This window comes from Tannerella sp., from assembly GCF_030528505.1.
GTDB lineage: Bacteria > Bacteroidota > Bacteroidia > Bacteroidales > Tannerellaceae > Tannerella.
Map to the genome: position 1 here is coordinate 1 of NZ_JAUMYS010000002.1, position 22,959 is coordinate 22,959.

At 46.6% G+C, this 22,959-nt stretch carries 24 protein-coding genes; 7 read left to right on the forward strand and 17 right to left on the reverse strand.

What is annotated here, in order from left to right:
- The first annotated feature begins 140 nt into the window (after positions 1-140).
- Positions 141-599 carry a hypothetical protein gene (locus tag Q4A89_RS00490; protein ID WP_303182875.1) on the forward strand — a complete coding sequence of 153 codons (459 nt, stop codon included), beginning with the start codon at positions 141-143 and terminating at the stop codon, positions 597-599.
- 85 nt (positions 600-684) lie between these two features.
- Here the strand turns inward: Q4A89_RS00490 and Q4A89_RS00495 are convergent, their stop codons facing one another.
- From Q4A89_RS00495 to Q4A89_RS00540, 11 genes are all read right to left on the reverse strand, one after another.
- Positions 685-3,003 (reverse strand): carboxypeptidase-like regulatory domain-containing protein, encoded by a 2,319-nt coding sequence (locus tag Q4A89_RS00495; RefSeq protein ID WP_303182877.1) that lies wholly within the window; start codon positions 3,001-3,003, stop codon positions 685-687.
- Positions 3,004-3,085: 82 nt separating this feature from the next.
- Complete coding sequence (locus Q4A89_RS00500; protein ID WP_303182879.1) at positions 3,086-3,256, reverse strand: class IIb bacteriocin, lactobin A/cerein 7B family; 171 nt, start codon at positions 3,254-3,256, stop codon at positions 3,086-3,088.
- Between the two features lie 70 nt (positions 3,257-3,326).
- Positions 3,327-3,683, reverse strand: coding sequence for a helix-turn-helix domain-containing protein (locus tag Q4A89_RS00505; protein WP_303182881.1), 357 nt, complete (start codon positions 3,681-3,683; stop codon positions 3,327-3,329).
- A 5-nt stretch (positions 3,684-3,688) separates the two neighbouring features.
- On the reverse strand, positions 3,689-4,996 hold the full coding sequence (locus Q4A89_RS00510; protein WP_303182882.1) for a TolC family protein: 1,308 nt from the start codon (positions 4,994-4,996) through the stop codon (positions 3,689-3,691).
- Positions 4,993-7,152 (reverse strand): peptidase domain-containing ABC transporter, encoded by a 2,160-nt coding sequence (locus Q4A89_RS00515; RefSeq protein WP_303182883.1) that lies wholly within the window; start codon positions 7,150-7,152, stop codon positions 4,993-4,995. Before Q4A89_RS00515 ends, Q4A89_RS00510 begins: the two co-directional genes overlap by 4 nt.
- Positions 7,153-7,164: 12 nt before the next feature.
- Positions 7,165-8,322, reverse strand: coding sequence for an HlyD family secretion protein (locus Q4A89_RS00520; RefSeq protein ID WP_303182885.1), 1,158 nt, complete (start codon positions 8,320-8,322; stop codon positions 7,165-7,167).
- Positions 8,323-8,658: 336 nt separating this feature from the next.
- Positions 8,659-8,790 (reverse strand): hypothetical protein, encoded by a 132-nt coding sequence (locus Q4A89_RS00525; protein WP_303182886.1) that lies wholly within the window; start codon positions 8,788-8,790, stop codon positions 8,659-8,661.
- A 68-nt stretch (positions 8,791-8,858) separates the two neighbouring features.
- Complete coding sequence (locus Q4A89_RS11690; RefSeq protein ID WP_368389485.1) at positions 8,859-9,068, reverse strand: PLDc N-terminal domain-containing protein; 210 nt, start codon at positions 9,066-9,068, stop codon at positions 8,859-8,861.
- A gap of 84 nt (positions 9,069-9,152) precedes the next feature.
- Complete coding sequence (locus Q4A89_RS00530) at positions 9,153-9,284, reverse strand: hypothetical protein (RefSeq protein ID WP_303182888.1); 132 nt, start codon at positions 9,282-9,284, stop codon at positions 9,153-9,155.
- Positions 9,285-9,802: 518 nt separating this feature from the next.
- Positions 9,803-9,976 (reverse strand): hypothetical protein, encoded by a 174-nt coding sequence (locus Q4A89_RS00535; protein WP_303182889.1) that lies wholly within the window; start codon positions 9,974-9,976, stop codon positions 9,803-9,805.
- Between the two features lie 194 nt (positions 9,977-10,170).
- Complete coding sequence (locus Q4A89_RS00540; RefSeq protein WP_303182891.1) at positions 10,171-10,359, reverse strand: hypothetical protein; 189 nt, start codon at positions 10,357-10,359, stop codon at positions 10,171-10,173.
- Between the two features lie 178 nt (positions 10,360-10,537).
- Here Q4A89_RS00540 and Q4A89_RS00545 point away from each other — a divergent pair, with 178 nt between their 5' ends.
- The 4 genes from Q4A89_RS00545 to Q4A89_RS00560 all read left to right on the forward strand — a co-directional run bounded on the left by Q4A89_RS00545 (position 10,538) and on the right by Q4A89_RS00560 (position 15,236).
- The gene (locus Q4A89_RS00545; RefSeq protein WP_303182892.1) at positions 10,538-11,878 is read left to right on the forward strand and encodes a sensor histidine kinase KdpD; all 1,341 of its coding nucleotides are present in this window, start codon (positions 10,538-10,540) and stop codon (positions 11,876-11,878) included.
- Positions 11,875-12,564, forward strand: coding sequence for a response regulator transcription factor (locus Q4A89_RS00550; RefSeq protein ID WP_303182894.1), 690 nt, complete (start codon positions 11,875-11,877; stop codon positions 12,562-12,564). Before Q4A89_RS00545 ends, Q4A89_RS00550 begins: the two co-directional genes overlap by 4 nt.
- 296 nt (positions 12,565-12,860) lie before the next feature.
- Entirely contained in the window at positions 12,861-14,501 is a 1,641-nt protein-coding gene (locus tag Q4A89_RS00555; RefSeq protein WP_303182895.1) for a fumarate hydratase, read from the forward strand.
- Positions 14,502-14,591: 90 nt separating this feature from the next.
- Positions 14,592-15,236, forward strand: coding sequence for a carbohydrate-binding family 9-like protein (locus tag Q4A89_RS00560; RefSeq protein ID WP_260442325.1), 645 nt, complete (start codon positions 14,592-14,594; stop codon positions 15,234-15,236).
- A gap of 237 nt (positions 15,237-15,473) precedes the next feature.
- Here the strand turns inward: Q4A89_RS00560 and Q4A89_RS00565 are convergent, their stop codons facing one another.
- From Q4A89_RS00565 to Q4A89_RS00590, 6 genes are all read right to left on the reverse strand, one after another.
- Positions 15,474-16,061, reverse strand: a complete 588-nt coding sequence (locus Q4A89_RS00565) for an FKBP-type peptidyl-prolyl cis-trans isomerase (protein WP_303182898.1) — start codon at positions 16,059-16,061, stop codon at positions 15,474-15,476.
- Positions 16,062-16,092: 31 nt separating this feature from the next.
- Complete coding sequence (locus Q4A89_RS00570) at positions 16,093-17,637, reverse strand: glycine--tRNA ligase (RefSeq protein WP_303182900.1); 1,545 nt, start codon at positions 17,635-17,637, stop codon at positions 16,093-16,095.
- Between the two features lie 81 nt (positions 17,638-17,718).
- Positions 17,719-18,567, reverse strand: a complete 849-nt coding sequence (locus tag Q4A89_RS00575) for a hypothetical protein (RefSeq protein WP_303182902.1) — start codon at positions 18,565-18,567, stop codon at positions 17,719-17,721.
- 24 nt (positions 18,568-18,591) lie between these two features.
- Positions 18,592-19,188: a zeta toxin family protein gene (locus Q4A89_RS00580; protein WP_303182903.1), complete on the reverse strand. Its 597-nt coding sequence runs from the start codon at positions 19,186-19,188 to the stop codon at positions 18,592-18,594.
- Between the two features lie 9 nt (positions 19,189-19,197).
- On the reverse strand, positions 19,198-19,383 hold the full coding sequence (locus tag Q4A89_RS00585; protein ID WP_303182904.1) for a hypothetical protein: 186 nt from the start codon (positions 19,381-19,383) through the stop codon (positions 19,198-19,200).
- A gap of 54 nt (positions 19,384-19,437) precedes the next feature.
- Entirely contained in the window at positions 19,438-19,914 is a 477-nt protein-coding gene (locus Q4A89_RS00590) for a CAP domain-containing protein (protein ID WP_303182905.1), read from the reverse strand.
- 270 nt (positions 19,915-20,184) lie between these two features.
- Here Q4A89_RS00590 and Q4A89_RS00595 point away from each other — a divergent pair, with 270 nt between their 5' ends.
- Both Q4A89_RS00595 and Q4A89_RS00600 read left to right on the forward strand, forming a co-directional pair.
- Positions 20,185-21,354: a Gfo/Idh/MocA family protein gene (locus Q4A89_RS00595; RefSeq protein WP_303182907.1), complete on the forward strand. Its 1,170-nt coding sequence runs from the start codon at positions 20,185-20,187 to the stop codon at positions 21,352-21,354.
- Positions 21,355-21,388: 34 nt separating this feature from the next.
- A complete protein-coding gene (locus Q4A89_RS00600) occupies positions 21,389-22,948 on the forward strand; it encodes an SUMF1/EgtB/PvdO family nonheme iron enzyme (protein WP_303182909.1) in 1,560 nt (519 codons plus the stop codon).
- The last annotated feature ends 11 nt before the right edge of the window (positions 22,949-22,959 follow it).

Below are 22,959 nucleotides of genomic sequence, written 5' to 3' on the forward strand. Positions count from 1 at the left end.
TTTTTGAAAGGGAGCATTTTCTGAACAAGAGAGTGCTCTCTTTTTTTTGTGTGTATACCTCTCCTCCCGTATGCATACCGCGCCTTCCGGCGAGAGGTGAAAAAAAAGCGCGAGAAAGACACGAAAACATCTGCGTCCGTATGCAAGAAAATTTACATACGGGAGAAAATAAATTTCCGTACGTACGGAAATTTATTTTGATACGTATGGAAGTTTACGCGCGTCCGTATGCAAGTAAAACCGGATTGAACCCAAATTACGCGATACACGGTTCTGCGTTTACCATTAATAATGGACGAACGAATGTACGACAATGGTTACGTCAGGCTTACAGCCCTCCGACGAAATACGATGTCTTTTTCCCCAACGCTTCGCATTGGGCTGAATTATCTCGCCCTTTCAGGGCTCTTTCAGCGATCAGCGTTCAGTCCTTCGGATGTTTAGGTGTTTGTTGTTTAACATTCAACTCAACAAATAAACATTTCAACAACTCAACACCCGAAGAGCATACAAGGGCTGAAAGCCCGGATTATTTCAGCCCCATCCCGCAAGGGTGGGGTATCGACATCCGTACCTTGTTCGCAGGGCTGAAGGCCTGAATTAAACTCATGCTTATTTCTTCTATTGCGGAATCTGGGTTTATATAAGGCTGGTTCTAAAAAGCCCTTATAACATACCCCCACATCAGAAGTTGATCTTACAACCGGCATTAAGTCTGAAAGAAGCCTCGGTGCGCAGATTGTCGGGGACGTAGCCTTTTGTTTTATAATCATAGCCCAAAAAGATCGACAGACGATTCTGCTTTGTATAGCGATTATACAACAGCCGATATTCAAGTTCCTGCCCTATACGAAAACCGCTTCTGAACGTCCGGTCATAAAATCTCAGGTTAGCAGGTTGCAACCAGTAATCGATGTTGGATGTGAGATGCAGGTGTCGGTTCAATGAGACGTCGTATAGTTTATAGCCCAGCCCCCAACCCGTTTTCTCATGATTTACATACTGTCGTACGAATACGCCGTGCAATTGGCGCTTGTATGATAACCATATATTCTGCTCCATCTGTTCGCCGAAAGGAGTGCGGAGATAACCCAAACTGAACGAGCCTTGCCAATGTCTGCCGAGCGGGATTCTACTGACTCCGAAGAGTGGTAACGAGCACAAGTTAAGCCATGAAAGATAGGACGATCGCCGCAAATAACGCTGTGCTTCATCTGACAGTGCCGAGCGGGTAATGTGTGCGGAGAATGGAATCTCCGGTTCAAACAGGTACTTCACCCAACTTTTATTTACATCGACAATCAAAGGAGTTTCGGATTCATTGTGCTTTTCGACTACGATATCTTTGAGCGGTGTCCACGAAACGGAATACATCCGATTATAAAGCAGATCGAGAGAATAGTATCGGAGGTAATCGAGTAGATTGTTCCGATTGCGCGTATCGACACGTACGATTTCCTCTTCCTGCATTCGCGCTTTAACATACCGGTATTCGCTACGCACAGTATGCAAACGCATAAAATCCGTATAATCCTCTGTCTTCAAACGATCCATCTGCGAAACAGGAACACCGTAATGGTATGAACGGCCGAACGAATTAAATGCAAAAGGATGGTAGCGCATCTTTAGTTCTTTGCCAGAAAGAAGCTGCTGCTCGACAGCAATCTCTTCCCATGGGGCGATGATGGAATAATGAAGTGCGGCAGAGAGGGCTAGCCCCACATACAGATTGCCTGTTCTATGTTGGAATGTATAATTGGTAAATTGATTAATCGATGTAGCATTCCGTGCCAATAGATGCATATCGTTGGGAAACTGAGTCGATACGGACAGCGTCAGATTTGGGCTATAGAGCCTTTTATATACCGTTTCTCCGGCCTTCGATGTGGAAGCGTCACCGGATACGAGTTGTCGGGAAGCATATCCGGCCATTTTATACTGCATAGATCGGTCGGGCAAGGTTTGATTATGAGTCTTCCAGAAAACCGTATCCTCTTCGGCGAGAGGAGTCGAATGAAGAATCTCACTCTCTTCATCACGAATAAAAACTCCTTGAATATCTTCAGGGCGGAATGTCCGATTCATTTCTGTCAGCACCCATTCGGCCGAGACTTTCATATCGCCTTCCGCTCCCCGATCCATATTATACACATAAGTGGATGTTAGAAAATAAAGGCTGTCCATCTTCTTATATTGCGTAATATGTCGCTTTTGGCCATCGCTTAACTCTACACGTACAAAGGCCAAGTCGTCCGTATCGATATAAAACCGCCCGACAGTGCTCCTTCTATTTTTCGCATCTTTATTCAGTTCTACTACATACACGCTCCGGTTATCATAACTGCTGAAAGGTCCGTAAGTTAACTGATTTTTACGACTAACTTCCCGCTGATCGTTCAATACTTTCACATAGTCGAAAAGTCCCATACCGCTGATACGTCGGCGTCCTTTGTCGAAATTGAAATTGCGATTTCGAACTAAGAACGTCCGATCCTTCGCCTTTCGCCGGTACGATTTGATCTGCTCTATGGCTGCTTCTTCGGCATACAACAGCGAGTCGGTTGCCGGGTCATTTATCTTGGCACGATAAAATATGTTTGTCAGAAATTCGGTTTGCGGATAGTTTTGCGGGATTTTCTCGATCGCTTTTTGCAACAGCTCGCGAGCCGAAAGATTCGTAACGATGACTTCGTTCAGTGGTACATCGGCGGGAACTAATCGAATGGACAAAGTAAACCTGTTCTGCGCTATGGGTATGGCCTGCGTTTCGTACCCGATACACGATGCGGTCAGCGTATCGCCTGTTTCGGGCAACCGGAGCTGGAATTGCCCGTCGGAGTTCGTGACGGTTCCTCTTTTTGCCTGTTTGAAGAAAAGATTCACGTTTGGCAACGGCCGGTTATGCTCATCTACGACGCTTCCCGTAATGACCGAACGAGCTTGACCGTACAGCAAGGTCGGAATAACAAAAAAACAACACACAACATAAGACACCTTCAACATCGTAGAATCGTTTAAATGAAGGCATATTTAAGTCATAGTCGCATGACTATAAATACACCTTCAAATTGCCAACATTTAATGATCAAATATTAATATGTCCATCCAATTTACCATCCTGAAGATAATCTATTGCGGCGGCAGCGAGTATCACGACACCGACTATAACAGCAAAGAGACATCCTCCACTCACTTCTTCCATCTCTTGAGCATTAAGCTCTGCTACTCCGTAAGTAGCCAAATTAAAATTTTTCATGTTTGTTAAATTTTAAATGAATAATACTGTAAAAATACTTCTGTAATCTCCCGAATTGTGCACCATTCGTTTAATCACAACACAAAAATACATCGCTTCGGTGCAATAAAATTGCATTCGGTATTTTTTTGATAAAAAATCCTCCGGCAATCCGCTTCTGCTCTTTTTCGTCAAGGGGACAGCATTTGATTACGATCTGCAGATCAAAGTCATTAGCATAAAAATACGTACACCGTATTCTGTCATATCGTATCTCTGCACCTAAATCCCTCAGTTCGTCCAACACATTGAAAAACTGTCGGCGACAAAGATGCAGGCGTTCGGCGAATTGCTGTGGGTCTCCCGTTGCTTCGCGCTGTATCAGGCCGTGCATGCGTCTGGCTCTGTCGATGGTTTCAAATAATTGCATAATCATTCTTTTTTTCATTGTTTCTATCTGATGGCTTGGCCGGCATAAAAATCCAATATCTTTTTCCGCAAGGCAAATTCATATCTGGCCTGTGCCTGTTCGGAGCGGCTATTCGCCAGTTTCATTTTTGCTTCGTTATATTCGTATACGGTACTCTTTCCCGCTTGATATTTTTCTTTTGCATAGCGTAAAGCCTCACTGTTCGCCACGACGGAGTGGCGCGTCGACTCGTAGCGCTCGTGTGCGGAGAGCGCATCGTACCACGTCTTTTGTATTTCCTTATACAGCGTTTTCAACGCGTTGTCTGCGGCAAGACGACTATCTTCCTGCTCTTTTTGCGCTGTGCGTACGGCATTCCTGGTAGCCATTCGGTTAAATAGCGGAATACGGAGCGTGAGGTATACCGTTTGTTGCATATTGTTTTTAAACTGTGTACTTAATGGCGGATTATTTTCATGATTGTGATAATATCCGCTACTTATTTTTGCAGCCAATGCTAAGGAGGGATAATAGCCGGCTTTGGCTATGCGAATAGCGCTTCGGCTGCTCTCAACAGCTGTACGAGCGCTTTTAATCTCAGGCATAATCTGTTCCGATACGGCAAAGATTTCATCCGGAGATACGGCCAAAGGCATGAGTGTATCGAGCGCAACAGGCATAATATCGAAACCGGCGGTATCTCGCAGCTCGAGCAACTGAAGCAAATTGATCATGGAGAGGCGAAGTGTATTCGCTGCTTTGACCGAAGCCAATTCGTCATTTGCCAACTGTGCCTTGACCGTCAATACTTGCGATTCCGCTACTTTACCATGTGTAGCCAATACCCGCGTCATTTCTTCCTGTTCACGCGTCAATGCGATCTGTTCATCGGCTATCGCTACAATCTCCTTATCGAGCAAAATCTGATAATAGCACATGGTAACTTGCAACGTAATATCATTCCGTACTTTCTCTAATAATTCTCGATTTATTTTTAATTCTAACTTTTGCCGTGTGATCGAATGCTTTGTTCTAAATCCGGAGAACAGCCCCACTTCTGTGGTCAAAGAAAATGAACTTGTCTGTGAGTTGACATCCGTATACGTATTATCACGGTTCAGCGAACGCCCGAAATCAAATTGCTGTGTACCGTTCAAATTCACGTCCGGCAACCGGCTGTACTTTTCCGTCTCGACCCGAATGGCCTGCTTGTCCAACTGTACTTGTTGGCGTTTGATATCCACATTGGCATGCAGGGCTTGTTGTATGCATTCTCCTAATGTGTACGGGGCTTGGCCATACAGCAAGTTGCCTGATAGCAGAAGCAAGATAGAAAAGAGATGGTTTCTCATATCAGATTATATTGTTCGTTCCATAATTTACGATAGGTGCCGTCTTCCTGTATCAGTTCTTCATGGGTGCCATGCTGAACCACTTTTCCATCATCCAACACAACGATCGCGTCGGCATCTCTAACGGTACTCAGCCGATGGGCAATCACAATAATCGTCTTTCCTCGTTCCGCCAGGCTTTTTAGGGTCTGTTTTACAAACCTCTCCGAAACCGAATCAAGCGAAGAAGTAGCTTCATCAAATATTAAGATTTCCGGCTCTTTGTATAACGCGCGTGCAATGGCGAGACGTTGCCGTTCTCCCCCGGAAAGTGACGCTCCATGCTCACCGATATACGTCATATAATTCTGGGGTAACTTTTCAATAAACTCTTTTAAGCCTAATTGCTCGGCTAAGGTGATGATTCGTTGCATATCCGGATATAAATCTCCGAGCGCGATATTTTCAGCAATACTTCCGGCAAATAATTCGATTTGCTGAGGAACAGTGCCAACCATGCTGCGCAAACTCTCGTTTGTTACTTGTGCAATATCGAACTCTCCGATACGTATCTGTCCTTCTTGTATCGGATAGATATGCTGCATGAGTGAAATCAGCGTTGTTTTACCGGATCCGCTCTCACCGATAACGGCGGTTGTTTTTCCTTTTTCAATTGTTAAATGTAATGACTCAAAAACCTTCTTTCGAGAACCGTAACGAAAGGCTACATTCTCGAACGAAATATGACCGATCATCTCCGGTGTCAGTACGATTTTCTGACTGTTGTCGCTTTCTCTCTCTAAGTCCATAATCTGAAACAGGCGGTCTGCCGCAATCAACGCATCCTGTATGGTTTGGTTCGACGTGATCAGCGAAGAGATCGGAGACAAGACATATCCAACTAATGAATAGAACAGCATCAGGGCACCCGGAGTCAGCTCCTGATCTATTACCAACACGCTGCCTGTCCACAATACGGCAATCGTCACTCCCGTAGAAATAAATTGGATACCTCCCTGTGCCATAATAGCACCATAGATGCTACGGAACGTATTTTTCAACAAATGAACAAAACGCATTTCTGTCTTCAGGTTGGCATACTCTTCTATCCCGAAGCGTTTGATGGTCGAAATGGAGTTAATGGATTCGACCAACTGCGACTCAAGGTCAGCCGCACTTTCCATGATGCGGCGTTGATATTTACGATTCAGCCGGTTGAATCCCCAGAACACAAGCAGAAACAAAGGAGCAGACAAGAGGGTAACTACCGCAAGCTTCCATGAATACACAAACATCAGACAAGAAGTGAAGAACAAGATCATTACGTTCACGGCCAAATCGAGCGAAACATTGTTGATAAAAGTACGAATCTTAACAGCATCGTTCACTCGCGAGATGATTTCTCCTACGCGCATCGTATCGAAAAATTGCTGAGGGAGAGTCAACAGATGTTTATAATATCCGAGAATCAATGCGGCATCGATACGCTGGCCGGTCTTTAAGGCCAGAATACTCTTCATCGCACCGATAAACGTTCTCAATAAAAGGATGGCAATCATGACAACTCCCATCAGATGCAGCAGGTTCAAGTTCTTATCTACTAAAACATAATCTGTAATCTTACCGACGTAGACTGCCGTAGAGAGTCCTAAGATACTGTACACAAGAGCACCGAAAAGAGCTTGAAGCATGACGCTTTTATGTGGCATAAGCAAAGCCATGAATTGAGAAACGATGCTTTTCTTTTCGTTTCCGCGCCGGAAAGACTCTTCGGGTTCCATAATAACCAAAACCTTTGTCCACTCTTTATTGAACTCCTCACGCGTTTTTTGATGCATGCACCCATCTCCGGGATCCATATAGGTGACATGTGTTTTCGTTACTTTATACACTACGACATAATGTTGTAACTGTTCTTTGACAATGACATGGGCAATTGCCGGTTTAGGCACAATATCCAAGGCCTCCGGTAGCGCACGAACCCCTTTCGCCGATAAGCCGAGCTTATGCGCCGCTTGAGTGATTCCAAGCACATTTGTTCCCTTTTTATCTGTGAAAGCATACTGTCGGATACGGGAAACGGGAAAACGTAATCCATGGTAGGCACAAATAGATGCCAGGCAAGCCGCACCACAATCCGTTATATCATGCTGTTTAACTTTGATACCTCTTTTCATCTGTTTTTATGTTTAATTGTTAGATACTTGTTTATACTGGGCAGGATTGACCCAATCATCCATCTTTTGGTAAAGCAGATCGAACAGGGAGCGACGGGTAATCATAAAATGAGCACTGACGGTCATTCCTTTCTTTAATTTACCGGTTCGCCCGTTCTTCAGCTGCAGGTAGTCTCTGTCCATCCCGCACTTTACCTTATAGTACGAATTTCCTCCGCTATCGGTCATAAAGTCGGATGATATCTCGCGAACCGTTCCACTGACCGTGCCCCATTCGTTATAATTGAATGATTCGATTTGTACAATTACCGGCATACCTAAACTCAAGTAACCGATATTTCTTGGTGTCACATACACTTCGAAATACAGCGTAGAGTCCGGACTTATCACGGCAAGGGATTCTCCGGCCCGTATGCTGCTGCCGCGATAGATAGCGGAGAACTGATCTAATGTTCCGCTGACCGGACTTTTAACAAAATACATATCTTTATCTTTGATTTCTTGCTTTAGAGAAGTATACATTTCGTTATGCGAGTTGCGGAGTGCGTTTAAATTTGCTTGCCATGTACTCATTTGATTTTCTATGAGCGAGGCCAACTCGTTCTGTTGACTTTTGTAGCGATAGTAATACGTATCGTATTCTTCTTCGGCAATGACTTTCTTTTCAAACAAAGCTTTATTGCGGAGATATTCTTTTTCCGCCTGATCCAACGAGGTCTCTAATTCTTTCTTTCGTTTGATATAATAATGGTATTCCTGTTTGCATACAGGGGATTGAAAAGAAGAAGGAGACACTCCTCTTGCCAAATAGGTCAGATCGCTTAGTTGTTCGGCATAATCGTTCAGGCGGTTCGATTGATATGCAATCTTATAATCCGAACTGTTTGTGCGGAATCGCAAAAGAATGTCGCCCTTTTTCACTTGTTCGCCCTCACGGACGTAGACCGAATCGACTAATTCCGTTACAGGCGACTTGATCTCCGTTTTCTCCGCAACAGGCCGGATGATACCCAGTCCCTGTACCGATATATCCACATAAATAAACGGCAGAGAAACCAACGCCACCGTCACAGCCGCCAATACGACCCAGTAAATTTTTTGAGACGTTGTCGTATGCTTATAGATATACGTCTCAATACTATTCTCAATAAACTCGTTCGATAACAACATAGCTTCTGTCTTTAAATTCTTGCGACAAAAGTATACTACGAACAACTGAAGCTATGTTATCATCATGTTATTTTTACGTTAACAAAGCAGAGGCTCCTCACAACCGATATCGATAAAGCAAAAAGAGGATATACCAAGGTATTACCTTTTGGCATATCCTCTTAAATTCTATAAGAATAAGAAAAATTAAAGGCGATGAGTAGATGTTAAAGAACAAATTAACACATCAAGCTCCACCCTCATTCTCCAAGCAACGCAACGCTGCCGTTTTTCTTCTTATGACACCGCTTCTTGTTATTAAATATTCATACGTCTTTACCGGTTATCATATACCGATTATAACATATTCATGCAAAAATCCATGCCGGCTTTAAATGCGTCGATGCTCTCGGACAAGTTCCGGATGATATCGTACAACACCCATATACCAAGGGTGATTAAGGCTGTTTTCCAAATTGTTTTTTTCATGTCCTAAATTGATGTTTTATTTCTTTGGTTTGTAAAAGAGCAACTTGCAAAACAATGTTTTGTAAAAACTAAACGGAGCATTTTCGTCTTAAGTGACGATTCTTTATTGCATAATATATCGATACCCCTAATAATGGTAGAAGAAGAATAAGGCATACCATAACTACCTTATATTGTATACTACGCTTTTTTTCATAACGCAGCAAGTCATAAATTGCCAAACAGTCCGCTGCAATAATTAACGATAATACAATGGGATTAAATAATTGTCTTTCCATTACTGTTCTGTTTTAATAATTAATTCGGTTGAAGAACATGAAGCCAAAGAATTCAATTACTCTTGAGAATAGCATTCAATGCGCTTACCCAGCAGCCAAAGCTTGTCCGAATTGGTATGCTATTTCGCCGGCCACATAAATGATAATGGACAGGCAGAATAAAATCACCAATGCCTTATCTGCATTCGTCTCTTTTTTAAAAATACACCGTTTCATAAGTCTCTTTTTATTGTTAATATTTATTGTTGCAAAATTAAATAGAAAATTTCAATTATCCAATTGTCCGAAAAGGCGATAAGTGACCGGAGAGGTAAATCGGTCCCTCTCCAGTCAAAAACATCACTTCCTGTCTTGCCGAATAACCCCTGAAATCAGTGGATAAGTGCAACACTTTCACAAAATAAAAATCAGAGTCAAATAAGCATGCTTAAAATCAACAGGATCAGCGAACATGCCAACAATGCATATTTTATTTTTTTATTCTTGCATCGTATAGCCAATACAAGAGCGCATGAGGCAATAGCTATAAATAACATCTCTTATGAGTTTATCACGTATGATATCCAGAAACCAGCTCCCGCCACAGGACAGAGAAATGTGAGAGTATTCCCAATTAACATTGTTTTCCGGGATATGCCACCATTAATGTCTAGAATTTCACTTTCTTCTAATTCTATACACTTCCAGTCTTCAAAATTAATCATCTTCTTCATAGTTTTCTTCCTTTATGGCTATTAACGATTTCTCCTGTCTGCTTCAGCACAATCCTTCCCCATCTGATATCCTATGGTAAATAGGGCAGCACACACAGCAATTACTTCAATAATCAGTCCGCCATTGACTTCCGTCATTTCACTCTCACTCATCACTTCCACTGCGTAAGTGGATTCATTCAAATTGTTTTTCATCTTTTTTTGTTTTAAAAATTAATATAGTTATCTTTCATTCTCACAATCCCGCCATTTCACTCTTCATTTATTTATAGCCGGCAAAAAATAAAACCAAAGAGTTCAATCGTGCTTGACCGGAGAAATCCATTTCCAAATTCATACCGCAAAGGTAACGTTGCTTTTTTCGCTCCTGTGTTAACGCTACGTTATCTTTACGTTAATTTTTCAGGAATATAAATTCTGACAATATCTCCATTTACAATAACATATTCCCAGTCTCCTCCTTCAATCATCTCCATCTCACGGTTGGTCAGATCGGTCAGACACCCATTCAGTACTTGCGCCGTCGCATTCTTTTTTGCGAAACCTCTTCTACATACATTAAATACATTCTTTTTCATATCGATCCATTTTTAATTGTTTTTGATACGGCAAAGATACGGCCTTCGAAACTCATGCTATGTTAACGTTGCGTTATCTAAGGTTATCCGTAGGTTAATTTTTTCTGCCCGGAAATTTGTTCGATTAAAAAAAGTTTCATACCTTTGTACCATTCATTAGAATTAATGGCATGGTATCATGAATACAAGGAAGCCTAAAATTGTAACTGCTGCGTCGTTGTTTGTATTGTTCTGTCTGCAAGCAATGTGGTCGGTCTATACGTACCACATGCAGTATAGCCAGTTGGAAGAAAGATGCAATGTGGTCTTTGCGGCTTCTATGTTCAGAGATATTATGAGACGCACAAAGGGAACGATTCCCGAAGGAGCGAGGATTGTTGCAGGTAAGGTGAGTGAAGATGGAAAAGATGATTATGTTCCTTTTCAGGAAGCTCTTATCGAATATAATGCCCCCGTTTCACTGACACAGTTCGATTCGATTTACCAAACTTTTCTGGCCTCCGAAAATATCCATACAAAAACGATTATCGACAAAATCAACCTGCGTACGGGTGAAGTATTGGAGAGCACCGACTCCGCGTTTCGCGCATGGTGGGGCACGGTCGAGACGGAGCCTGCGCTCCTTCGCAGAGATAGCACCGAAGCCCTTCGCGCCATTATCGTTTCGCCTCACAAAAATGTGTTCAGTCGGTTGGGGCTTCTTTTCATCGGCTCGTTAGTTTCCATGTTTTTTGTGGGGTGGGGTATCGCTTATCAGGTCAAAATTATCCTTCTTCAAAATCGGATTGCCGAGTTGCGTAAAAACTTCTCGAACGCGATGGTGCATGATATGAAAACACCGCTCAACACGATCCTGATGGGAGTGAAAATTCTGGGTAGCGGTAAGATCGACCACGATACGGAGAAGAAAAAGAAACATTTCGACATCATAGAAGACAAATGTCATCATCTGCTTTCGTTGAGCGATAAAGTTATGACACTTGCGAAAATAGAAGAAGACAAACTGATCCTCGACCGTGCCGAAGTGCCTTTGAAACCGTTGGTCGACGAGCTGGTCCGTCACCTCTCGATCCGTACGGACAAACAGATTACGTTCGAGATGCATTGTCCGGAAACGGAGCAGGTCTATGCCGATCCGATGCATTTGCGCGAAATCATCAGCAACCTGATTGATAATGCCGTCAAATATTCCGGTGCCTCGGTGCACATCAACCTGTCGTGCCAGACCACTCCGAACGAGACCAGAATCAGCGTTTCGGACAACGGATTCGGTATCCCGCTAAAAGACCAGGCGCTGATTTTCGAAAAATTCGAACGCGCCTCGGCCGCCAACAAACGCTCGCTGCGCGGAGGACCGACGGGCTTCGGACTGGGACTGACCTACGTGCAGCAAGTCATGCAGGCACACGGCGGAAGCGTAGAAGTAGAGAGCATCGAAGGACAAGGCAGTGTATTTACGCTGATCTTCCCCCTCCTGGTGCAAGAAATATCCTTTCAATTAATCCCTGAAATGACATGATTAAACTTTTATTCGTTGAAGACGATGCCCAACTGCTCTACATGGTGCGCAGCGGGCTGGAAGACTTGATTGGCGGTTACGAAATCCTCACGGCCGTGAACGGCAAAGAAGGCTTTCAACAATGGAAAGAGCAGATGCCGGACATCATCGTCTCCGATATTGAAATGCCCGTGATGAACGGCTTCGAAATGGTTTCGAAAATTCGCCAGACAGACGGCCGGACACCGATTATTTTTGCGACAGGACTCCTTTCGCCCAAAGATTTAATACACGGCTATCAGGTCGGCGTCAATAACTATATCAAGAAACCGTATACCTCCGAAGAAATTGACGCACACATCAAGGCATTGCTCAGGACACGGAACAGCGAACAGGCCAAAGATACCACGTCGCAGTTTACGTTAGGCGGCTTCCGGTTCGACGCATCGAAGTCGGAACTGCATGACAAGAACGGAAAAACGATTTCGCTCGGCCCGCGCGAAACACAGATATTGCAACTCCTGTGTGAACACCGGAACGAAACCGTCAGACGCAAAGCCATTCTCGAACGATTCTGGCCGGAAGCCGATTATTTCACCTCGCGCAGCCTGGACGTGTTCATCGCACAGTTGCGAAAGCGCTTCGCCGGAGACGACGGCGTTTCCCTCGTAACCGTGCGAGGTGTCGGACTCAAGTTGACCTACTGACGGCAAGCGAAAGCATGACAAAATGTCCGATTCTACCCCGTTGTTGTACAACAATGACCTTTAAACAGGAGTTTTTGACCCGTTGTTGTGCAACAATGGCAGTTAAATAGCGTGTTTGACCCTGTTGTTGTACAACAACGAGGTTTTTCGCCCCTAAATCACCGGAGAAACGACGGCAAGATGTCAACGGCCGAAAATATCGCGGTTAACCGCTCTCCATTCTCAATCTTATATGTATCTTTGTGGGCAGGAAATTTATTGATGTCGATGTAACGTAAAAATCAGAGCATAAAATTATGGCAACAACACCTGAATTTAAGTATCAGCCGCCGTTCCCGCTGGGAGAAGACACGACGGAATATTATCTGCTGACGAAAGACCATATTTCGGTCAGCGAGTTTGAAGGACATCCGATCCTCAAAATCGAGCCCGAAGCCTTGACCCTTTTGGCCAATCAGGCTTTTCGCGATGTATCGTTTCTCTTGCGGCGCGAGCACAACGAGCAGGTCGCTAAAATCTTGACCGATCCCGAGGCGAGCGATAACGACAAGTTCGTTGCCCTGACCTTCCTGCGCAATGCCGAGGTGTCGTGTAAAGGACAACTCCCGCTTTGTCAGGATACGGGAACAGCCATCATCCACGGCGAAAAAGGGCAGCAGGTATGGACGGGCTTTTGCGACGAAGAAGCGCTCTCGAAAGGCGTCTTCAAGACGTATACGGAAGAAAACCTCCGTTATTCGCAGAATGCTCCCCTCACCATGTACGACGAAGTGAATACGAAATGCAACCTGCCTGCGCAAATCGATATCGAAGCCACCGAAGGGATGGAATATCATTTCCTCTGCGTCACCAAAGGAGGAGGTTCGGCGAATAAGACCTATTTGTATCAGGAGACGAAAGCCTTGCTGAATCCGGACACGCTCGTACCTTTCCTCGTCGAAAAGATGAAGACGCTCGGTACGGCTGCCTGTCCGCCTTACCATATCGCGTTCGTCATCGGCGGAACATCGGCCGAAAAGAACCTCCTGACCGTCAAACTGGCTTCGACGCATTACTACGACAATCTCCCGACAACGGGCAACGAAGGCGGGCGCGCCTTCCGCGACATTGAGCTGGAGAAGAAAGTCCTCGAAGAAGCGTACAAATTCGGTCTCGGCGCGCAGTTCGGCGGGAAATATTTCGCTCACGATATTCGCATCATCCGTTTGCCGCGTCACGGCGCGTCGTGCCCCGTGGGAATGGGTGTTTCGTGCTCGGCCGACCGCAACATCAAGGCCAAGATTAATAAAGACGGCATCTGGATCGAGAAACTCGACGATAATCCCGGGCGGCTTATCCCCGAGTCGCTGCGTCAAGCCGGCGAAGGTAACGCGGTGAAGATCGACCTGAACCGCCCCATGCCCGAAATCCTCGAACAGCTCGATAAATACCCCGTTTCGACTCGCCTGTCGCTCTCCGGCACCATCATTGTCGGGCGAGATATCGCGCACGCGAAGCTCAAAGAACGTATCGACAAGGGAGAAGGGCTGCCGCAGTACATTAAAGACCATCCGATCTATTATGCCGGGCCGGCGAAGACGCCCAAGGGCATGTCGTCCGGTTCGTTCGGCCCGACGACGGCCGGACGTATGGACTCGTACGTCGATCTTTTCCAGTCTCACGGCGGAAGCATGGTGATGATCGCCAAAGGAAACCGCAGTCAGCAAGTGACCGACGCCTGCAAGAAATACGGCGGCTTCTACCTCGGCAGCATCGGCGGACCGGCTGCCGTGCTCGCGCTCGAAAGCATCAAGAAGGTCGAATGCCTCGAATATCCCGAACTCGGCATGGAAGCGATCTGGAGAATCGAAGTCGAAGATTTCCCGGCGTTTATTCTCGTCGATAATAAAGGCAATGATTTCTTCAAGCAATTGAAACCTTCTTGCGCCTGCAAATAACAAACATTTAACAAGAGAGGGAGTGGGTCTGCGTTCGCGCGTCATTCCCTCTTTTTTCATATGATAACACACATCTCACGAAACTACATCATGATGAAAACATTGAAAGTGCCGTATTGCCCCGAATTGGACGGCATGGATTTGAAGAGCGCAACGGCTGCGATGGAAACAATCGCCTTACGCCAAAGCATCGACACGATCAATTGGCCCGAATTTCCGTACAAACCGATCGTGGCGTTCGATATCGCACGTGGCGACAAAGAATTGTATCTCCATTACTTCGTACGCGGTCTATCGCTCCGGGCTGTAGCCGGTCAGGACGGCCAACACGTACATCCCGACAGCTGCGTCGAGTTTTTTGTGCGTCGTAATGACGACTCACTCTATACGAATTTCGAATTTAACTGTATCGGCACGTGTCTGGCAGCACGCGGAGCAGGACGCCATGGTCGCACCCCGTTCACCGATAACGAATACCGCAAGATACGCCGTTATACGACCGTAGAAAGGCAGACCTTTGAAGAAAAGAAAGGAATCTATGCGTGGGAGGTGACGGTCGCTATTCCCTTTGATTTGATGGGCCTTGACGCTTCATATTTGCCGCAAAATATGCGGGCAAACTTCTACAAATGCGCCGACAGTACGGAAAACCCGCATTTCGTGACATGGAGCCCGATAGATCTACCGTCGCCGGACTATCATTGTCCCGAACACTTCGGGGAGTTGCGCTTTTAGCCACCAATTACACGATACACTGTTCGGCGTTTGCCATTATTTAATTGTCAATTGTCAATGGTTAATTTTCATACCGGGTACATGGTTCGGCGGGTATCACGCTTTCCCCCTTTGAAGGGGGGGTAGGGGGGATGTTTACCGGCCAACAACTCAACAAATAAGCATTTCAACAACTCAACGCCCGCAGGGCATACAAGGGCTGAAAGCCCGAATTCAATGTGAGGTGAAGCGAAATTCCTACTGGATGACTTCCACGACTTCGATTTCGAAGACCAGTGTCGAATAAGCCGGAATAAGATGGAGCGGAGCGGAACCGATTGTCAAGGCCGACGCTCTACTCTTTCCTCCGCCTAACTGATAGGGGACCCAGATCTCCCATTTATCGCCTTGCGTCATCTTCTGCAAAGCAGCCTGTATCCCTTTAAGTGAAACGGTGAGGCCATTTTTTTTCGAAACGAGCTCGGACACCTTTAGCTCTGCCGGTATACCATCTTCCGCGAGCCATTTCTGAAATACCATGCCTTTTGTGATACCATACTCCTTCGAGTCGGCCGCAAACCACCCTTTCGAATACACCGTCGCAGTGCTGGTGTAAAAAATTTGCTTTGTGCCGGTTCCTTTTTTAAGAACTCTGTAATATATACTCCCTTCGTTGCCGGGCGACTTGAACTCGGCATACGCCGGATTATTTTTAACCGCATTGAACGCTTGCTCATTGGCGAGCTTCCATACCTGATCGGTCTTATCATCGTCCTTTTTGTCACAGCTTACCGCGGCGAACAGCACCGCAAATACCGTGATCAGACAGAAAACGTTTTTCTTCATTTTTCGTGTGTGTATCCGTTAGTTTCTATGCTTACTTCAAACCTTCGAGCAGACTGCGCATGCTCACCTTGTCCGAGATGATTTCGTGTAGTTTCGCGATCGGAACCCGTTCCTGCTGCATCGTGTCGCGGAAACGGATGGTGACCGTGTCGTCTTTCATCGTGTCGTAGTCGACCGTGATACAGTACGGCGTACCGATCGCGTCCTGACGACGGTAACGCTTGCCGATGGAGTCTTTTTCGTCGTACTGGCAACGGAAATCGAAACGCAGCATGTGCAGAATTTCCTCGGCTTTTTCCGACAGTCCGTCCTTACGCACCAGCGGCAGTACAGCCAGCTTGACCGGCGCGAGTGCGGGCGGCAGCTTCAGCACGACGCGCGACTCTCCGCCTTCGAGCGTCTCTTCCTGATAGGCTCCCGCCATGATGCTCAGGAATAACCGATCGACTCCGATCGACGTTTCGATCACGTACGGCGTATAGCTCTGGTTCAGTTCGGCATCGAAATATTGGATCTTCTTCCCGGAGAATTTCTCGTGCTGTGACAAGTCGAAATCGGTACGGCTGTGAATCCCTTCCACTTCCTTAAAGCCGAACGGCATTTCAAATTCGACGTCGGTAGCGGCATTCGCATAATGCGCCAGTTTATCGTGGTCGTGAAAGCGGTATTTATGATCGCCCATACCGAGGTTACGGTGCCATTTCATACGCATCTCTTTCCACTGTTCGAACCATTTCAATTCTTCGCCCGGACGAACGAAGAACTGCATCTCCATCTGTTCGAACTCGCGCATGCGGAAGATGAACTGTCGCGCTACGATCTCGTTGCGGAACGCTTTCCCGATCTGCGCAATGCCGAACGGTATTTTCATCCGTCCCGTCTTCTGCACGTTAAGGTAGTTGACAAAGATCCCCTGCGCCGTTTCGGGGCGGAGGTAAACTTTCATGGCACCGTCGGCCGTAGAGCCCATCTCGGTGGCGAACATCAGGTTGAACTGGCGCACTTCGGTCCAGTTGCGGGTGCCCGACACGGGGCATACGATTTCGCAGTCGAGAATGATCTGCCGCAGCTCAGCGAGGTCGTTGGCGTTCATCGCTTGGGCAAAGCGTGTATGTACGGCATCGCGCTTGGCTTGGTTCTCCAGCACACGCGGGTTCGTAGAACGGAACTGCTGTTCGTCGAAAGCTTCGCCGAATCTCTTGGCCGCCTTTTCGACTTCCTTGTCGATTTTTTCATCAAGCTTGGCCAAATAGTCTTCGATCAGCACATCGGCGCGATAACGCTTCTTGCTGTCCTTGTTATCAATCAGCGGATCGTTGAATGCATCGACATGACCGGAAGCCTTCCAGATGGTCGGATGCATAAAAATCGCGGAATCGATCCCGACGATATTCTCATGGAGCAGCACCATGCTGTCCCACCAGTATTTTTTGAGGTTGTTTTTCAGCTCCACACCATACTGACCGTAATCATATACAGCGCCTAATCCGTCGTAAATATCCGACGAGGGAAATACGAACCCGTACTCTTTGCAATGCGAAATCAGTTTCTTAAATACATCTTCCTGTTGTGCCATAACACCTGTTTTATACCATTTTTTCTAAAAGGAGACAAAGGTAAAGATTTATTGAGAATTGGCAACCGGCGCGCGGCTTTTTTAATCCTTTTTCAGCATTTCGCCGCTGCCGAGCTTCTGATCGATGTACGTGATTTTCTTCATCGATTTTTCTTTCTCCCTGCGCATATTTTCAAGGTCGCTCAGAATGATGGCCAGCTCGAACGTTGCACGGATGGCTTTCTTGTCTTCGTTGCTTAACATGAGAGAGAAAGGCTTCCCGCCGGTATATTCGGCCTTAACACGCGCCTTATCATCAAGTCCGCAGACAAACTTGACCGCATCGATTCCGTTTTCAGCTTTATACGTGACAATTTCGGTCGTATTGCCCAAATCCTTGAAACGGTAGTTGACTCCACCGTCGTAAGGAACGGAGGCCGTCTCGGCGTATGTTCCGTCAGCAAGGCAGAACTTCAGTCCCGTGTGGTTGAGCGGCGCTCGTCCGAAGTAAACGCTGGCCAGATACAGTTCACCTTTTTCATCGACCCCGCAGCGGATATAGCTCCGTTCCACATTCCGCTCGACGGTCTTTTGCTTCCATACATAATGTCCCACGTCCTCGTATGCCGTATCCTTTTCGAGCACAAAGTTTTTCTTCATCGCTTCGGCTTCTTCCGCACGAATCGGTATCATGCTGTCGCAAAAAGCGATGTTACGCTCACTCTCGCCGCGCTCGACAAGACGCATCAGCGTCAGCGACTCTTTCAGCACAGCCACTTCCTCGGGATAACGCATTCGAAGCGAATCGATCGCATTCTTGGCCGCAGCGAATTGCCGGTCTTCATACAACGCCCGAGCACGTTCCAAATCAGCTCTTGCTTCTTTTTCCTTCCCGCATGCGGAGAGGAAAAGCATGCATCCGCAAAGGAAGATCATATACTTTTTCATCATCAGGTTTTTTATATTATTCGTTTGTCATTTTATGAATGATTCTGCCCATTCCGGCAAATCAGTTATGTATTTTTTTAGTAAAACTCCATCTACCGTTCGATATAATAGTTTGGGCGGTTCATTTTCTACGGAATTATCATATATATAAGCCCTGTCTACAATTGCTATCGCTACTGCTGCATTGATTAATGATTTGTAGTATCGAGTAATGATTTTTGATATGGGTACTTCATGTCCTCCTGTTAAATAACGCTTTGCAACACGTTGAACATTGATTGTCGGATCTTGAGTGCAGATATAAAAGAAACGGATGAAGAAGCCTGCTTCTTTTGCCTTTTTTACAAATTCCAATTTCTCGTCTGAAGAAAAAACGGTTTCAAAAACAAAGTCACGCCCTTCACTCAGACACTTATACCGAAGGTCTGTGGCATCTTGCGCTGCTTTTATAATAGATTCGTGCGAATTCCAATCCCCATAAACTTCTTGGGCAATATTATCAGGATTGATATATAGACTTCCTTCCGACCATTCATTCTTCAATAATTGGGTCGTTGTCGACGTTTTGCCAGCTCCATTGGGACCGGCAACAATGCAAAGAACCGGCCTTTTCAATTCAGTCATATTACATGCTTAGCGGGTTATTCTTCGCTTTAATTCAGTTACTTGTCGAGAAACATCTTTCATCCGTGCCTCCAGCACAGCATCTACCATACGTGACTCTTCTTGAACCGCTTTACCTACTTCTTCCATCAACTTGTCGAGCAATTCGTCTGTCGGATCCTCTTTTGAATTTAAACGATATGTTCTAAGTGTCATAATTATATCCCTTTTCGGCATAAAGATAGATAATTTTCGGCATCAACAAGCCACCTACTTCTCGATAAACAATTGCACCCAGTAGAAAGTTCCCTTTTCGCGATGGCATCCCACTCCGATATGCGTAAATTGTCCGTTCATGATGTTTTCTTTGTGTCCCTTCGAATTCATCCAGCCTTTCATCACATTCTCGGGCGACGCATATCCTTTGGCAATATTCTCACCCGCAGATGCAAATTTCGTCGTGATAACGGTAAAACACGAATTGCCGTCAGGGCGGGTATGGGAAAATTCGGACACGATTTCTTTGGCGCGCACATCGCTGTCAACCATCAGCGAAGTCTCAATTTTCAGCGTTTTCAGCCCTGCGGCTTTCCGCTCTTTATTGACAAGCGCTACGACTTTTTTTTCGTATTCTGTGAGCGAAACCGATGGATGTTCTTCATCATCATCAACAGGACTTTCTTTAGCACACCCCGTCAGCAGCATAATCCATCCGCAAAGAAAAAGTAATATTATTTTTTTCATCATTTGTTGCATAAAGTGAGCCGCAAAGGTAATGTTTCTTTCCCGAATACAGATGACCCGCTTTTCTTTGACTTTGGTCTAAATTCCATTCCCGAATACGAACAAGCGTACCGGACTGATCCCAGCGAAAAAGGTGCATTCTGGCGGTTCGATCGTTATGATTAGGCCTCTCTCTGCTGATAGAACGAATGTTGATTTGGCGATTTAGGGAAAAAGCACTACTTTTATCCGCCAAATCGATAATTTTTATTGGACTGAAGATATATTTTTCGCATGAGAAACAGAAAGCTACGTATGGGCATGATCGGAGGTGGAGCGAATGCATTTATTGGCGCCATCCACCGTTCTGCCGCTCTTATGGACAATGAGATTGAGCTGGTTTGCGGATGCTTCAGTCGCAATAAAGACATTTCGCACCAATCGGGACGTTCTCTTTACTTGCCGGACGACCGCATATACGGAAACTATCGCGAGATGATCACACAGGAGGCACTGCTTCCCGAAGGAGAACGGATGGATTTCGTCTCGATCGTTACACCAAACAAAGATCACTACGAACCGGCCGCTATGGCGCTTGACGCGGGATTCGATGTCGTACTCGACAAACCGATGACGTTTTCGCTTGAGGAAGCCCGCTCTTTACAACAGAAGGTCGAAGAAACCGGACGCCTTCTCGCGTTGACACATACATACGCCGGTTATCCTGCCGTTAAGGAGGCTAAAGCGCGTATCGCGCGGGGAGACTTGGGAAAGATACGGCGTGTGTACGTGGAATATGTTCAGGGCTGGCTGACGGAACGTATCGAACTTCTGGGAAATAATAACGCCGTCTGGCGGACTGATCCGCAGCAGTCCGGTAAGGCCGGATGTATCGGCGACATTGGTACGCATGCGTGGCATCTGAGCGAATATATCACCGGTCTGCGCGTAACCGAATTGTGTGCCGAGCTGAAAACATTTGCGACGGGACGACAGCTCGACGATGATGGTGCCGCTTTTCTGCATTATGACAACGGGGCTACGGGCGTTCTTATCGCGACACAGATCGCCGCCGGCGAAGAAAATAACATCACCGTACGGGTTTACGGCGAAAAAGGAGGCCTCGAATGGCGCCAGATGGAGCCCAATACGCTATACGCCAAATGGCCGGATCGACCGACGGAAGAAATACGCGTCGGGAACGGTTTTACGGGACTAAGTGACGTTACCCGTTGGAATACGCGTACACCGGGCGGACATCCCGAAGGATATATCGAAGCTTTTGCGAATATTTACCGCAATTTCGCACGTACCCTTCGTGCACGTGCCGCAGGCGAAACACCGCAGCCAGAATGGTTGGACTTCCCGACCGTCTACGATGGACTGCGCGGTATGCAGTTTATCGAAACGATGGTCACTTCAGCACGCAACAACGACCGCAAATGGCAACCGTGGATCGATTAACAACAAAACAAACATAACGGACGATTGAAACAATATGAGAACGAGTTACCGGTCGAGAAGAGACGAAAAAAAGAAAAAGAAATGGCCCCTGTTTCTGTTCGGCTTTATCGTCGGCATGGCCTTTTTCATGTCCCTCTATGAAGTATCCGTCTACTATTCGACGGACGAAGCCTGCATGAGTTGCCACGTCCATCCGCACGCGGAAGAAACATGGAAATTATCGTCGCACGTAAACAACGGGAGCGGCGTCACCGTTCATTGCGTCGACTGCCACTTGCCTCCGAAGAATCAGACATGGAATCATTATTCGGCCAAGATACAGCTTGGCGTACGCGATTTGTGGGGGTATCTGACCAAAGACTCGTTCGACTGGGAAATGAAGTCGCAGCTCGAACATGCCGTAAAATACATCCCGAACGAGTCGTGTAAAGAATGTCATAAGAATCTGTTTCCCGCAGGTATCACGGACGCGGGAATCACCGCGCACCTCTACTACGAAGAAAACGAGAAAAAACTGAATTTGCAATGTATCAGTTGCCACCTCAACGCCGGACATTACAACCCGAACTACAAGCACGGACAGATGACCGGTATTCCGGGAGTCTCTGCCACGGCTTCAGGCCCGCCGTTCGATTCGGCAACGGTCGTGACTTCTTTCACCGATTTCACGGAACAGATTCCGGGCACTCCGGTCTCGTTCAAGATGATTGCCATCCCCGGTGGTACGTTCAAGATGGGCAGCCCCGATAAAGAAGACTTCCGCCGGGACGATGAGTCGCCGGTGCGAAACGTGACCGTCAGCCCTTTCTTTATGGCCGAGGTCGAAGTCACTTGGGACCAATATTGGGCTTTTTACGCGGCTACGCTCAGCGAAGGACGCACGCCGCCCGAAACGATCTACGCCAACAATACCCGCGCGGACATCGACGTGGACGGCGTTTCCGGCCCGACACCGCCGTTCGGATTTCCGGATCAGGGCTGGGGAGGAGGTACGCGTCCGGCCATTACGATGACGCACTATGCTGCCGAGACGTTCTGCCAGTGGCTTTCCCTCAAGACCGGTAAGAAATATCGCCTGCCGACCGAAGCCGAATGGGAATACGCGGCTCGCGGAGGCACAAAAACGCCCTATTTCTTCGCAGGAAGACCGAAAGATTATTCGGATGAAGGCATCATCCGTAAATTTATCAGCGCCAAAACCGAACCTATCGGCGAATTTATTATCTACGGCAAAAATGCGAAGAACAAGACGCAGGAGCCCGACAAGGTTAAAGCGAACCCGTTCGGGCTGAAAAATATGCTCGGCAACGTGATGGAATACTGTGCCGACAAATACGACCCGCAGGCATATGCCAAAGGGGCTTCGACCGTTACCGATCCGTTGGTGACCGAAGGCGAAGAATGGGTGGTACGCGGCGGTAATTATACGAGCGATGCGGCCGATGTGCGCTGTGCCGCCCGCAGCCATACGCGCCACGACGACTGGCTGAAAACAGACCCGCAACAGCCCAAGAGCATCTGGTGGTATTCCGACATCCGGGGGATTGGTTTCCGTGTGGTTTGCGAGCCGGACTCGTCGTTGAAAGCGAAATAATCAGGAACTAA

Coding starts and splice junctions, on each gene's coding strand:
- Q4A89_RS00505 (WP_303182881.1), bottom strand. CDS start 3,683: ATGAAAAAAAGAATGATTATGCAATTATTTGAAACCATCGACAGAGCC.
- Q4A89_RS00580 (WP_303182903.1), bottom strand. CDS start 19,188: ATGACTGAATTGAAAAGGCCGGTTCTTTGCATTGTTGCCGGTCCCAAT.
- Q4A89_RS00520 (WP_303182885.1), bottom strand. CDS start 8,322: ATGTTGTTATCGAACGAGTTTATTGAGAATAGTATTGAGACGTATATC.
- Q4A89_RS00525 (WP_303182886.1), bottom strand. CDS start 8,790: ATGAAAAAAACAATTTGGAAAACAGCCTTAATCACCCTTGGTATATGG.
- Q4A89_RS00510 (WP_303182882.1), bottom strand. CDS start 4,996: ATGAGAAACCATCTCTTTTCTATCTTGCTTCTGCTATCAGGCAACTTG.
- Q4A89_RS00515 (WP_303182883.1), bottom strand. CDS start 7,152: ATGAAAAGAGGTATCAAAGTTAAACAGCATGATATAACGGATTGTGGT.
- Q4A89_RS00490 (WP_303182875.1), top strand. CDS start 141: ATGCAAGAAAATTTACATACGGGAGAAAATAAATTTCCGTACGTACGG.
- Q4A89_RS00570 (WP_303182900.1), bottom strand. CDS start 17,637: ATGGCACAACAGGAAGATGTATTTAAGAAACTGATTTCGCATTGCAAA.
- Q4A89_RS00495 (WP_303182877.1), bottom strand. CDS start 3,003: ATGTTGAAGGTGTCTTATGTTGTGTGTTGTTTTTTTGTTATTCCGACC.
- Q4A89_RS00555 (WP_303182895.1), top strand. CDS start 12,861: ATGGCAACAACACCTGAATTTAAGTATCAGCCGCCGTTCCCGCTGGGA.
- Q4A89_RS11690 (WP_368389485.1), bottom strand. CDS start 9,068: ATGGAAAGACAATTATTTAATCCCATTGTATTATCGTTAATTATTGCA.
- Q4A89_RS00540 (WP_303182891.1), bottom strand. CDS start 10,359: ATGAAAAAGAATGTATTTAATGTATGTAGAAGAGGTTTCGCAAAAAAG.
- Q4A89_RS00560 (WP_260442325.1), top strand. CDS start 14,592: ATGATGAAAACATTGAAAGTGCCGTATTGCCCCGAATTGGACGGCATG.
- Q4A89_RS00600 (WP_303182909.1), top strand. CDS start 21,389: ATGAGAACGAGTTACCGGTCGAGAAGAGACGAAAAAAAGAAAAAGAAA.
- Q4A89_RS00530 (WP_303182888.1), bottom strand. CDS start 9,284: ATGAAACGGTGTATTTTTAAAAAAGAGACGAATGCAGATAAGGCATTG.
- Q4A89_RS00545 (WP_303182892.1), top strand. CDS start 10,538: ATGAATACAAGGAAGCCTAAAATTGTAACTGCTGCGTCGTTGTTTGTA.
- Q4A89_RS00585 (WP_303182904.1), bottom strand. CDS start 19,383: ATGACACTTAGAACATATCGTTTAAATTCAAAAGAGGATCCGACAGAC.
- Q4A89_RS00565 (WP_303182898.1), bottom strand. CDS start 16,061: ATGAAGAAAAACGTTTTCTGTCTGATCACGGTATTTGCGGTGCTGTTC.
- Q4A89_RS00535 (WP_303182889.1), bottom strand. CDS start 9,976: ATGAAAAACAATTTGAATGAATCCACTTACGCAGTGGAAGTGATGAGT.
- Q4A89_RS00500 (WP_303182879.1), bottom strand. CDS start 3,256: ATGAAAAATTTTAATTTGGCTACTTACGGAGTAGCAGAGCTTAATGCT.
- Q4A89_RS00550 (WP_303182894.1), top strand. CDS start 11,875: ATGATTAAACTTTTATTCGTTGAAGACGATGCCCAACTGCTCTACATG.
- Q4A89_RS00590 (WP_303182905.1), bottom strand. CDS start 19,914: ATGATGAAAAAAATAATATTACTTTTTCTTTGCGGATGGATTATGCTG.
- Q4A89_RS00575 (WP_303182902.1), bottom strand. CDS start 18,567: ATGATGAAAAAGTATATGATCTTCCTTTGCGGATGCATGCTTTTCCTC.
- Q4A89_RS00595 (WP_303182907.1), top strand. CDS start 20,185: ATGAGAAACAGAAAGCTACGTATGGGCATGATCGGAGGTGGAGCGAAT.